11 protein-coding genes are annotated in these 12,990 nt (G+C 58.4%); 10 read left to right on the top strand and 1 reads right to left on the bottom strand.

From position 1 onward, the window contains the following. The 10 genes from flgC (at nucleotide 1) to flgL (ending at nucleotide 9,469) form a co-directional block, all read left to right on the top strand. On the top strand, nucleotides 1-405 hold the full coding sequence (gene flgC, locus DBY66_RS02885; protein ID WP_108569243.1) for a flagellar basal body rod protein FlgC: 405 nt from the start codon (nucleotides 1-3) through the stop codon (nucleotides 403-405). 12 nt (nucleotides 406-417) lie between these two features. Continuing rightward, complete coding sequence (gene flgD / locus DBY66_RS02880; RefSeq protein ID WP_071668728.1) at nucleotides 418-1,089, top strand: flagellar hook assembly protein FlgD; 672 nt, start codon at nucleotides 418-420, stop codon at nucleotides 1,087-1,089. Nucleotides 1,090-1,114: 25 nt separating this feature from the next. Beyond that, nucleotides 1,115-2,317 (top strand): flagellar hook protein FlgE, encoded by a 1,203-nt coding sequence (gene flgE / locus DBY66_RS02875; RefSeq protein WP_039383799.1) that lies wholly within the window; start codon nucleotides 1,115-1,117, stop codon nucleotides 2,315-2,317. A 20-nt stretch (nucleotides 2,318-2,337) separates the two neighbouring features. Further along, complete coding sequence (locus DBY66_RS02870; protein ID WP_108569244.1) at nucleotides 2,338-3,096, top strand: flagellar basal body rod protein FlgF; 759 nt, start codon at nucleotides 2,338-2,340, stop codon at nucleotides 3,094-3,096. A 17-nt stretch (nucleotides 3,097-3,113) separates the two neighbouring features. Beyond that, a complete protein-coding gene (gene flgG / locus DBY66_RS02865; protein WP_039383803.1) occupies nucleotides 3,114-3,896 on the top strand; it encodes a flagellar basal-body rod protein FlgG in 783 nt (260 codons plus the stop codon). 61 nt (nucleotides 3,897-3,957) lie between these two features. Next, entirely contained in the window at nucleotides 3,958-4,668 is a 711-nt protein-coding gene (locus tag DBY66_RS02860; protein ID WP_039383804.1) for a flagellar basal body L-ring protein FlgH, read from the top strand. 69 nt (nucleotides 4,669-4,737) lie between these two features. Further along, the gene (locus tag DBY66_RS02855; protein ID WP_233499559.1) at nucleotides 4,738-5,787 is read left to right on the top strand and encodes a flagellar basal body P-ring protein FlgI; all 1,050 of its coding nucleotides are present in this window, start codon (nucleotides 4,738-4,740) and stop codon (nucleotides 5,785-5,787) included. Beyond that, nucleotides 5,787-6,734, top strand: a complete 948-nt coding sequence (gene flgJ, locus DBY66_RS02850; RefSeq protein WP_108569246.1) for a flagellar assembly peptidoglycan hydrolase FlgJ — start codon at nucleotides 5,787-5,789, stop codon at nucleotides 6,732-6,734. Before DBY66_RS02855 ends, flgJ begins: the two co-directional genes overlap by 1 nt. A gap of 120 nt (nucleotides 6,735-6,854) precedes the next feature. Beyond that, complete coding sequence (gene flgK, locus DBY66_RS02845; RefSeq protein WP_108569247.1) at nucleotides 6,855-8,489, top strand: flagellar hook-associated protein FlgK; 1,635 nt, start codon at nucleotides 6,855-6,857, stop codon at nucleotides 8,487-8,489. 17 nt (nucleotides 8,490-8,506) lie between these two features. Further along, a complete protein-coding gene (gene flgL, locus DBY66_RS02840; protein WP_039383815.1) occupies nucleotides 8,507-9,469 on the top strand; it encodes a flagellar hook-associated protein FlgL in 963 nt (320 codons plus the stop codon). Between the two features lie 161 nt (nucleotides 9,470-9,630). Here flgL and rne read toward each other — a convergent pair whose 3' ends face one another. Beyond that, nucleotides 9,631-12,972, bottom strand: a complete 3,342-nt coding sequence (gene rne / locus DBY66_RS02835) for a ribonuclease E (RefSeq protein ID WP_108569248.1) — start codon at nucleotides 12,970-12,972, stop codon at nucleotides 9,631-9,633. Between the last annotated feature and the right edge of the window lie 18 nt (nucleotides 12,973-12,990).

The raw sequence follows: 12,990 nt of genomic DNA, 5'->3' as shown, positions 1-12,990 counted from the left end.
ATGGCATTGCTGAATATATTTGATATCGCCGGCTCGGCGATGACCGCGCAGTCGCAGCGGCTTAACGTCAGCGCCAGTAACCTGGCCAACGCCGACAGCGTAACCGGACCGGATGAACAGCCTTACGTGGCGAAGCAGGTGATTTTCCAGACCAATGCCGCCCAGGGCGCGGCCACCGGCGGCGTTAAAGTGGCGGGCGTGGTCAACGATCCCACGCCCGCAAAACTGGTCTATGACCCGGGCAATCCGATGGCCGATCAGAAAGGCTACGTCAAAATGCCCAATGTGGATGTGGTCGCTGAAACGGTCAACACCATGTCTGCGTCGCGCAGCTATCAGGCCAATGTCGAAGTCCTGAACACAGTGAAGTCGATGATGATGAAAACGCTCACCATCGGGCAGTAACGGAGAGATACGATGAGCTTAACCGTAGGCATTAAAGACAATCTCGACCCGACGATCCTGAGTTCCGGCTCGGCCGGCACCGGTAACAGCGCACAGGAGCTGCAGAACCAGTTTCTGAACATGCTGGTGACGCAGATGCAGAACCAGGATCCGACCAATCCGATGGATAACAGCCAGCTCACCACGCAGCTGGCGCAGATCAACACCCTGAGCGGGATTGAGAAGCTGAACACCACGCTGGGATCGATTTCCGGCCAGATCAGCACCAGCCAGTCACTGCAGAGCTCAACGCTGATTGGGCATGGCGTGATGGTCAAAGGCGATCAGGTGCTGGTCGGTAAAGGCACCACGACGCCGTTTGGTGTGGAGCTGGGCACGGCGTCAACCGGCACCGGCGTGACCATCAAAGATGCCAACGGCAACGTGGTGCGTAACATCGATCTGGGCGGCCTGACCGCAGGGGTACACACCTTCTCCTGGGATGGCAAGCTCGATGACGGCAGCGTCGCGCCGGATGGCAAATATTCTGTAGCACTCGCCGCCAGCAATGGCAGCACACAGCTGGTGGCACAGCCGCTGAACTACGCCTATGTCAATGGCGTCAGCACCGTGAACAACACCGCGAAACTGGATCTCGGCACCATGGGCTCCGCGACCCTCGATGAAATTCGTCAGATTCTCTGACTAACCCCTTAGCAGGAGAGATTACATGTCTTTTTCACAAGCGGTGAGCGGCCTGGGTGCTGCTTCCAGCAACCTTGATGTCATTGGTAACAACATCGCCAACTCCGCCACGGCGGGCTTTAAGTCGAGCACCATCGCCTTTGCCGATATGTTCGCAGGCTCTAACGTCGGTATGGGAACCAAAGTGGCGGCGGTGATCCAGAACTTCAATGACGGCACCACCACCTCAACCAGCCGCGGGCTGGATGTGGCGCTGAGCGGTAACGGCTTCTTCCGTATGACCGACGCCAGCGGCGGCGTGTTCTATTCACGCAACGGTCAGTTTACGCTGGATGAGAACCGTAACCTGGTGAACACCCAGGGGATGAAAGTGACCGGCTATCCGGCAAACGGCACCCCGCCAACCATCCAGAACGGTGCGAACCCGATTGCGCTGAGCATTCCCACCACGCAGATGTCAGCGCGCGCCACCAGCAGCGCGACGCTGGTGTCTAACCTGAACTCAACCGATGCGATCCCGACCGTCACGCCGTTTGATACCAGCAAAGTGGACAGCTATAACGCGAAAAGCACCGTGACCGTGTATGACTCGCAGGGTAACGATCACGCGCTGGATCTCTACTACGCCAAGAGCGCGGATAATACCTGGGCGGTGCACGCGATCGACTCTACCACCGGTAAAACCGCCGGTAACTTTACGATGACCTTTGACACCAGCGGCAAGCTGACCTCCGCTAACACCATCGGCCTGACCATTGACGGCTCTAACGGCGCCGCAGCGGGCCAGCCGATTGCACTGAGCGTGCTGGGCAGCCTGCAGCAGAACACCGGCGCGACTAACTTTGGTAACCCGACGCAGGATGGCTATGCGCCTGGCGACCTCACCGGCTACACCATTAACGATGACGGCACCATCAGCGGGACTTACTCCAACCGTAAAACCCAGCTGCTGGGTCAGATCGTGCTGGCCAGCTTCTCTAACCCGGAAGGGCTGAAGTCAGAAGGGGATAACGTCTGGTCCGCCTCCAGCTCATCCGGGCAGGCGGCTATCGGTCTGGCCGGTACCGGCACCTACGGCAGCCTGACCTCTGGTGCGCTGGAAGCCTCCAACGTCGATCTGAGTAAAGAGCTGGTGAATATGATCGTGGCACAGCGTAACTACCAGGCGAATAGCCAGACCATTAAAACCCAGGATCAGATCCTTAACACCCTGGTTAACCTTCGTTAATACGCTAACGGGATTGCTTTATGGATCACGCAATATATACCGCGATGGGCGCGGCCAGTCAGACGATGGAGCAGCAGTCTGTTACCGCCAGCAACCTCGCCAATGCTTCGACACCGGGCTTCCGGGCGCAGCTGAATGCGCTGCGCGCGGTGCCGGTCAGCGGCTGGTCTCTGCCAACGCGCACGCTGGTAGCCGCCTCAACGCCGGGTGCCGATATGACGCAGGGTTCGCTCGACTACACCGAGCGTCCGCTGGATGTAGCGGTACAGCAGGAGGGCTGGCTGGCCGTACGCACCGCGGATGGCAGTGAAGCCTATACCCGTAACGGGAATATGCAGATCAGTCCCACCGGTCAGCTGACCATTCAGGGCAATCCCGTCATGGGTGACGGCGGACCGATTGCGGTGCCGCAGGGTGCCCAGCTCACCATCGCGGCAGATGGCTCGATCACCGCACTCAATGCGGGCGATGCGCCTAACGCCACGGTTCAGCTCGGCCGGCTCAAGCTGGTGCGCGCCACCGGGCAGGAGCTGACGCGCGGTGACGACGGCATGTTTCGCCCCAGCGCGGCGACCCAGGCGCAGCGCGGTGCTGCGCTGGCTAACGACGCGACGGTGCAGGTGATGCCGGGCGTGCTGGAAGGCAGCAACGTCAAGCCGGTTGAAACCATGGTCGATATGATCGCCAACGCCCGACGGTTTGAGATGCAGATGAAAGTGATCTCAAACGTTGATGAAAACGAACAGCGCGCTAATCAGCTGCTCAATATGAGCAGCTAAGGCGTAAGGAAAACAGAATGATTCGTTCTTTATGGATCGCGAAAACCGGTCTTGACGCACAGCAAACCAATATGGACGTCATTGCCAACAACCTGGCAAACGTCAGCACCAACGGCTTTAAGCGTTCGCGCGCGGTCTTCGAAGATCTGATGTATCAGACGCTGCGTCAGCCTGGTGCGCAATCCTCTGAGCAGACTACGCTGCCGTCTGGTCTGCAGATCGGTACCGGTGTACGCCCGGTTACCACTGAGCGTCTGCATAACCAGGGCAACCTGTCGCAGACCAGCAACTCAAAAGATGTGGCGGTAAACGGACAGGGTTATTTTCAGGTGCAGATGCCGGATGGCACCTCTGCCTATACGCGTGATGGCTCTTTCCAGGTGGATCAGAATGGTCAGCTGGTGACCAACGCCGGGTTCCCGGTACAGCCGGGTATCACGATCCCGGCAAACGCCACCAGCATCACGATTGCCCGCGACGGTGTGGTTACGGTGACGCAGCAGGGGCAGGCGCAGCCCGCACAGGTGGGCCAGCTCACGCTGAGCACCTTTATGAACGATGCCGGTCTCGACAGCGTCGGCGAGAACCTCTATCAGGAGACGCAGGCATCTGGCGCGCCTACTGAGAGCACGCCTGGTCAGAACGGCGCAGGCCTGCTCTATCAGGGATATGTGGAAACCTCAAACGTCAACGTGGCGGAAGAGCTGGTGACCATGATCCAGACGCAGCGCGCGTATGAAATTAACAGCAAGGCGATCAGTACCTCCGATCAGATGCTGCAGAAACTCACCCAGCTTTAACGCCGGGATCGTTGGGCCACTCCGCTGGCCCGATTAAGAACATACAGAAGGTCAGAACTCCGTGGCGAAGCAAGCGATTCTCAAGCCTGGTCATTGGTTAGTAGCGACGCTGCTACTGACGCTCAACGGTTGTGCGCTGGTGCCGCGCACGCCACTGGTACAAGGGGTAACCACGGCAGAACCTACGCCGTCTGCGCCACCGGTGGTGAACGGCTCTATTTTTCAGGGCGTTGCGCCGCTGAACTACGGCTACCAGCCGCTGTTTGAGGATCGTCGTCCACGCAATATTGGTGACACGCTGACCATCACGCTGCAGGAGAACGTCAGCGCGAGCAAAAGCTCCTCCGCCAGCGCTAACCGCAATGGCAGCAACAGCTTTGGCGTAACCGGCGTGCCGACCGGGCTGGAAGGCCTGCTGGGCGCAGGCGGTGAGAAAGCCGCACTGAGTGCCGGCGGCAAAAATGATTTTGCAGGTAAAGGGGGCGCCACCGCCAACAACACCTTTACCGGTACCATCACCGTGACCGTGAATCAGGTGCTCTCTAACGGCAACCTGCGCGTCGTGGGTGAGAAACAGATTGAGATTAATCAGGGCACCGAATTTATTCGTTTCTCTGGCGTGGTCAATCCGCGCACCATCAGTGCCAGCAACGCCGTACTCTCTACTCAGGTGGCCGATGCGCGCATTGAGTACGTAGGTAACGGTTATATCAATGAGGCGCAGACTATGGGCTGGTTCCAGCGCTTCTTCCTGAACATCTCGCCGATGTAAGAGGTCATGATGAAAAAAAGTATTTTGCTGCGCGCGGGCCTCGGTTTACTGCTCGCTGTCAGCAGTCTGATGGCGCAGGCAGATCGTATTCGCGATTTGACCAGCATTCAGGGCGTACGTGAAAACCAGCTGATTGGCTATGGGCTGGTGGTGGGACTGGACGGTACCGGAGATCAGACCACCCAGACACCGTTCACCACCCAGACGGTCAGCAACATGCTCTCCCAGCTGGGGATCACCGTGCCGGCTGGCACCAATATGCAGCTGAAAAACGTGGCGGCAGTAATGGTGACAGCGAAGCTGCCTTCGTTTGCCCGTCAGGGACAGACGCTGGACGTCGTGGTCTCTTCGCTGGGTAACGCCAAAAGCCTGCGCGGCGGTACGCTGCTGATGACGCCGATGAAAGGGGTGGATAATCAGGTGTATGCGCTGGCGCAGGGAAATATTCTGGTCGGCGGCGCGGGCGCGTCGGCCGGCGGCAGCAGCGTACAGGTTAACCAGCTTAACGGCGGCCGTATCACCAGCGGCGCGACCGTTGAACGCGAGCTGCAGAGCAACTTTGGCAGCCAGAACACCATTAACCTGCAGCTGAATAATGAAGATTTCACCATGGCGCAGCGCATTGCGGATGCCATCAACAGCCGCGGCGTCGGGTCGGCACTGCCGCTGGATGCACGCACCGTGCAGATCCGCGTCTCACCCAACAACAGCTCTCAGGTGCGGGCGCTGGCGGAGATCCAGAACATCGATGTCTCTGTGCCACTGGAAGATGCCAAAGTGATCGTCAACTCACGCACCGGCACGGTGGTGATGAACCGCGAGGTTACGCTGAACACCTGTGCAGTGGCGCAGGGGAATCTGTCGGTGACGGTGAATCAGCAGCAGAACGTCAGTCAGCCTGATACGCCGCTGGCCGGCGGGCAGACGGTGGCGACAACGCAGACGCAGATCGATCTGCGGCAGAGCGGTGGCGCACTGCAGCGCGTCAACGCCAGCGCAAATCTGAACAATGTGGTGCGTGCCCTGAATGCGCTGGGTGCAACGCCGATAGAGCTGATGTCGATTCTGCAATCGATGGAGAGCGCAGGCTGTCTGCGCGCGAAGCTGGAAATCATCTGATGACCGATATGCAATCGCTGAACAATGCGGCGTATGACAGCCGCTCGCTGAACGAGCTGAAACGCCAGGCCGCTGCCGATCCCAAAGGAAAAGCGCTGCAGGTGGCGAAACAGGTAGAGGGCATGTTTGTGCAGATGATGCTGAAAAGCATGCGCGACGCGCTGCCGCAGGATGGCGCGCTGAGCAACGACCAGACGCGACTCTACACCTCGCTCTACGATCAGCAGATTGCGCAGGATATAGGCAAACGCGGACTGGGTCTGGCTGACACGATTGTCAAACAGATGCAGCCCGCGCAGGCACCGGATGAGCGGGCCGGCACGCTGCCGATGAAGCTGGATAACAGCTTTATCTACAGCAGCAGCAACAGCGTGCCAATGCAGCTGGAACAGATTGTGCGCAAAGCGGTACCGCGTCTGCCGGTAACGCCTGCGAACCCGCCTTCTGACAGCAGTGAGTTTATCGCCCAGCTGGCGCAGCCGGCGAAACTCGCCAGCCAGCAGAGCGGTATACCGCACCACCTGATTCTGGCGCAGGCGGCGCTGGAGTCGGGCTGGGGTCAACGTCAGATCCTGACCCGCGACGGCAAGCCGAGCTATAACGTGTTTGGTATCAAGGCGAGCGGCGACTGGAAAGGCGAAACCACGGATATCATGACCACCGAGTATGAGGCGGGTGAGGCGAAGAAAGTGCGCGCCAGCTTCCGCGTCTATGGCTCCTACCTGGAGGCGCTGACCGACTATGTGCGCCTGCTGTCGAAAAATCCGCGCTATGCGGCGGTCACCAGCGCGCCGAGTGCTGAACAGGGCGCGCGCGCGCTGCAGGCGGCGGGTTACGCTACCGATCCGAAATATGCGCAAAAACTGGTGGGAATGATTCAGCAATTCAAAAACATGGGCGAAAAAGTCGTAAAAGCTTACGGCCAGGATATCACCGATCTGTTCTGACGTCTTAGCCTCAAGTTTCCCTTAAGCACGCCGATAACCTTCATATGTTGCGGGCGCCTGCCGTCCGCACAACTGCACTGATGACTGCCAGCCCGGTTAACGGGAAAGAAAGGAACCGAGATGTCCAGTATAATTAACTCCGCAATGAGCGGGCTGAGCGCCGCACAGGCCGCATTAAGCACCACCAGTAACAACATCAGTAACTATACAGTGGCGGGCTACTCGCGGCAGACTATTCTGCTGTCGCAGGCTAACAGCACGCTGCAGGGCAACAGCTATTATGGCAACGGCGCGAATGTCAGCGGCGTACAGCGTGAGTATGATGAGTTCATCACGACGCAGCTGCGTGGCTCCAGCGCCAGCTACAGCGCGGTCAATACCCAGCATAATCAGATCTCCAATATCGACGATCTGCTCTCTACGTCTACCACCAGCCTCTCAACATCGATTCAGAGCTTTTTTACCAACGTACAGAACGTGGTCAGTAACGCCAACGATCCGTCAGCGCGTCAGTCGATGCTGAGTTATGCCCAGGGGCTGGTTAATCAGTTCCAGACCACGGCGCAATACCTTAATAACATGCAGACCAGCGTGAATACCGATATCGCTGCCAGCGTCGATCAGGTCAATACCTTTACACGCCAGATTGCCGACCTCAATACGCAGATTGCAAAGCTCACCACCGGCGGTGGCGCTGCGCCTAACGATCTGCTGGATCAGCGCGATCAGCTGGTCAATAGTCTGAACAACGTGGTGGGCGTGAAAGTTGCGCAGCAGGATGGCAGCTATATCGTCTCAGCAGGCAATATCACCCTGGTTAACGGTCGTAATGCGACCAGCCTGGTGGCGATGCCTTCGGGCGCCGACTCTACGCGCCTTACCGTTGGCTACAGCGACAAACAGGCCGGTAACGTAGCGATCCCGGAAAAAACGCTGACCACCGGCTCGCTGGGTGGATTGCTGGCGTTTCGTACGCAGGATCTGGACGGCGCCCAGAACCAGCTGGGCCAGCTGGCCGCAGCGTTTACCACCGCATTTAACGACGTGCATCAGGGCGGTTTTGACAGCGAAGGCAACGCAGGAAAAGCGTTCTTTACTATCGGCAGTCCGGATGTGGTCAGCAACCTGAAAAACACCTCAACGGCATCGGTCAGCGCCAGCTGGAGTGACGCCAGCGCCCTGAAAGCGTCCAACTATACCGTTAGCTATGAGAGCGGCACCTGGTCCGTTACCCGTGCTGCCGATAACGTGCGTTTTGACGTAGCGCCGGCGGCCGACGGCACGCTGAATTTTGATGGTCTGCAGCTGACGGTCAGCGGCAGCGCGAAGAGCGGTGACAGTTTTCTGGTTAAGCCGGTACAGAACGTGATTGGCGGCATGTCGGTTGCCATCACCAGCGAGTCAGAGATCGCAGCAGCAGCAGCGAAAGGCAGCGGCGAAAGCGACAACCGCAACGCACAGAAGCTGCTCGATCTGCAGGACAGCAAGCTGGTTAACGGAAATGCAACGATTGCGCAGGCTTATGCCAGCCTTGTCAGCAGCGTAGGTAATAAAACCAACTCGCTGGAAACCGCCAGCACCACGCAGAAAAACGTGGTCACGCAGCTGAACAACCGGCAGCAGTCCGTCTCCGGCGTTAACCTTGATGAAGAGTACGCCAACCTGACGAAGTATCAGCAGTTTTATATGGCGAATGCGCAGGTATTGCAGACCGCCAGCGCGGTGTTTAATGCGCTGATGGGCATTCGCAGCTAAGCAGAGGAGAGAAGAAAGTGCGTCTTAGCTCAAGTATGATTTTTGACCAGCAGGTGCGCGGGATCACCGACTCGCAATCATCCTGGCTGAAGGTAGGCCAGCAGCTGGCAACCGGGCTGCGGGTCAGTAATCCCTCTGACGATCCTATCGCAGCCTCACGCGCGGTGGTGCTGTCACAGTCGCAGGTAAAAAGCAGCCAGTATGCCACGGCACGCAGTTTTGCTAATCAGAGCCTCTCGATGGAAGAGAATGCGCTCTCCAGCGTGGTCAGTACCATACAGGATGCGCAGACCACCATCGTAAATGCCTCCACCGGCACCCTGAGTGATGAAGATCGTGGCTCCCTGGCTACGCAGCTGGAAGGGCTGCGCGCGCAGTTGCTGAACCAGGCAAACAGTCAGGATGGTAACGGGCGCTATATTTTTGCCGGCTATAAGACCGATGCGCCGCCGTTTAGCGATAGCAGCACCGGCGTGGCCTATGTGGGCGGGGATGAGCCGATTACGCAGAAAGTCGATGAAAGCCGCACCATGCAGGTGGGCAGCACCGGTAAGTCCGTGTTTATGGCGATCACCAGCAATGCAAAGCCAGAGCCTGATAACGGCACCAGCGAGACCAGCCTGTTCAGCATGCTCGACAGCGCAATTGCCGCGCTGAAAACGCCGCAGGATAACGCGGACGACGCCACAAAGCAGGCGTTTCAGGCCGCAATGGATAAAACCAACCGCGGGCTGAGCAACTCACTTAATAACGTGCTGACGGTACGTTCTGCTGTGGGGATCCAGATGGCTGAGGTGAGTGCGCTCAATCAGCAGGGTGACGATCGCAATACCATCATGACCACGCAGATGAGCGATCTGGTACAGGTTGACTACACCCAGGCGATCTCCAGCTACACCATGCAGCAGACAGCCCTGCAGGCGTCGTATAAAACCTTTAGCGATATGTCAAAGATGTCGCTGTTCCAGCTTAATTCGTAACTGACCTGACATTCAGCGTACTTAACCGGGTGCGCTTGTTTTTCCCATCGCCTTCGCGGGCGGTGGGTTTTTTTTGGCTGCGGTTCAGGCCGCTCCCGGTAAACAGCAGGCAATAAAAAACCCCGGACCAGCCGGGGTTTTGTTTTTTTATCCGCGCAGAGTTACACGCTGTCCGGACGGGTTGCCGGTGCGGTAGCCTGATGCGTCGCGCTGTGACCACCGGCAGAGCCGCGGCCTTCAAAGCTGAACGGCGGACGTACCCAGTCGCTGTGACGTGCCGGCTCTGGTTCCCAGGCCGGTGCTGGCGCGCGGGTCATTGGTGCCGTGGCGTGCAGCTTAAAGCGTGACTCTGACTGCTCAACTGACACATCGCGTGCCGGAACCGGCGCATGAGGTTCAGCCACTGGCGCAGCAGGGGCTTCCGCCGCGACTGGCGCTGACAGCACCTCTTCAACCTGCGTTTCAACAGCAGGAGTCACATCCGCCGGTGCCTGTTCTGCTGCGGCAGCGGCTTCGGTCACAGTTGGCTGTACCGCATCCTGCACAGCAGGCTGTGGCGCTTCTTCTGACACGTTCTCAGTTACGATCGCAGGCTCGGCTTCCGCAGCCGTCTCCTGCGCCACCGCTTCATCGGCGGCAGAGATAACGGCAGGCTCATGATCAACCGGCGCGGCAACAGGTGTCAGGTCATCGGTGTTTACCACTGGCACTTCGGTGTGCGCCTGCGGTTCAGCCTGATGTACAACCTCTGACGTTTCAGGCTGCGGCACGCCCGCTGAGGCGGCTTCGGCAGCCACCGGCAGCGCGTCTGCTGCATCCTGATAACCATATTCGGTCATTTCGTTCAGCGGCGCCTGAGAGGTGAACTGCTCGTGCGTCTGCGTAACCGGATAGGAAACCCAGACTTTACCTGATGCCATCTCTGGCGAGGCGGCTGCAGCTTCAAGCGGCATCGGCGACTGCAGCGGATAACGCTCATCGCGATAGCGACGGCGGCGCTGACCACTGACGCGCAGATGACGCGGAGAACGACGTGAACGGCGTGGCATGTTCGCGCCTTCACGGTTCTCGTTATCATCCTGCTCATCACTCATTTCCGGCTGCTCAGCGGTGTTAACCGGCGGTGCAATCTCCGCTGCTGCCTCTGGCTGCGCTGCGGCTGGTGATGCTTCCATAACCTCGCCACTGCGGATACGCTGAGTCAGCTGACGCGGCTTGCGACGTGGCATGACCTGAACGCGCTCTTCTTCCTGTACCGCTGCGTCAACTGCAGGGATCTCTTCGGTTGTAACGGACTCAACGGCTTTCTCTTCCTGCTGCTGAGCACGCTTCTCTTCCTGACGACGACGCTGACGCTCGGCACGCTGTTCGCGACGTTGCTGCTGCTGTTCATCGCGCTGCTGCTGCTGCTCTTCAGTCAGGACCGGGCGCTCGGCACGCGGCTCGTTCGGACGCTTGTTGCGACGATTCTCCTGATTGTCACGCGGTTCACGATTTTCACGTGGCTCACGGGCTTCACGCGGCTCGCGCGCTTCACGGGGCTCACGGGCTTCCCGTGGCTCGCGCGCTTCACGCGGCTCACGGTTCTGAGCCTGCTCGCCATTACGCGGCGTGCGATCGCGACGATTATTGTTGCGACGGTTACGGCGTTCACCACGCTGCTGCGTGCTGCTCTCTTCTTCTGCCGGCTTACTCGCCTGCTGAGGCTGTGCTTCCGCCGGGGCTGCTGCCGGAGTATCACCTGCAAACAGCTTTTTCAGACCGTTAAGCAGACGACTCACAAGACCCGTACTGACGGTGGCAGCCGCAGCCGCAGGACGCGCTGTAGCCTGTGCGGTTGGCTCGCTTTTCGCTGCAGGTTTTTCGGCAGTGACTTCAACCGGTGCAGGCGGGGCATCTGGCATCACAAAGGCGGCCAGTGCAGGCTGTTCCGGACGACGGCGCTCGGCGTGATCCTCTTCTGATGGCAGCGCCATTTCAGCTTCGTGCAGCTTCGGCAGATGATAAGAGAGCGTTTGTGTCTCTTCACCTTTGCGCACGCGCAGCACGGAGTAGTGCGGCGTTTCCATTTGATCGTTAGGCACGATAATGGCGCGTACGCCACCCTGACGCTTCTCGATCGCACTCACCGCTTCACGTTTTTCGTTCAGCAGGTAGGAGGCAACCGGCACCGGCACAATGGCGTGTACTTCTTTGGTGTTATCTTTCAGCGCTTCTTCTTCAATCAGACGCAGAATAGAGAGTGACAGTGATTCGTTATCGCGGATGGTACCCGTACCGCTACAGCGCGGGCAGACGTGATGGCTCGACTCACCCAGTGACGGGCTGAGACGCTGACGCGACATCTCCAGCAGACCAAAACGGGAGATATGGCTAATCTGAATGCGTGCACGATCCTGACGTACCGCTTCGCGCAGCCGGTTCTCTACGGCGCGCTGATGACGGACCGGCGTCATATCGATAAAGTCGATAACGATCAGGCCACCGAGGTCGCGCAGGCGCAGCTGGCGGGCAATCTCATCGGCTGCTTCAAGGTTAGTATTGAAGGCCGTTTCTTCGATGTCGCCGCCGCGGGTTGCACGAGCGGAGTTGATATCGATCGCGGTTAACGCTTCGGTGCTGTCGATAACAATTGAGCCGCCAGAAGGCAGACGGACTTCACGCTGGAAGGCGGACTCGATCTGCGACTCAATCTGGTAGTGGCTGAACAGCGGAATTTCACCGGTGTAGAGTTTGATCTTGCTGCTAAAGTCAGGGCGGCCCAGCGCAGCGATATGCTGACGCGCCAGCTCCAGCACTTTAGGATTATCGATAAGAATTTCACCAATGTCCTGACGCAGGTAGTCGCGGAAAGCGCGCACAATGACGTTGCTTTCCTGATGGATCAGGAAGGGTGCAGGACGGCTCTCTGCCGCTTTTTTGATCGCTTCCCAGTGCTTGAGACGGAAGCTCAGATCCCACTGCAGCGACTCAGCTGATTTTCCCACGCCTGCGGTGCGTACAATCAGGCCCATGCCTTCCGGCAATTCCAGCGCGGAAAGTGCCTCTTTCAGTTCAGTGCGGTCATCGCCTTCAATCCGGCGGGAGATGCCTCCGGCGCGCGGGTTGTTAGGCATCAGAACCAGGTAGCTGCCTGCGAGAGAGATAAAGGTAGTAAGTGCAGCGCCTTTATTACCGCGCTCTTCTTTATCAATCTGAACGATCACTTCCTGGCCTTCACGCAGCACATCTTTGATGTTAGGACGGCCGTGCGCGTTGTAGTTAGCTGGGAAGTATTCGCGGGAAATTTCTTTCAGAGGGAGGAAACCGTGACGCTCAGCGCCATAATCGACAAATGCCGCTTCAAGGCTGGGTTCAACGCGGGTGATTTTACCTTTGTAGATATTGGCTTTTTTCTGCTCGTGTCCGGGGCTTTCGATATCCAGATCGTACAGACGCTGACCGTCAACAAGGGCAACGCGCAACTCCTCCTGCTGAGTTGCGTTAATTAACATTCTTTTCATCGTGACTTACTCGTTATT

This window comes from Pantoea sp. RIT413, from assembly GCF_003057675.2.
GTDB lineage: Bacteria > Pseudomonadota > Gammaproteobacteria > Enterobacterales > Enterobacteriaceae > Pantoea > Pantoea eucrina.
This window is presented reverse-complemented; position numbering and strand designations above follow the sequence as displayed.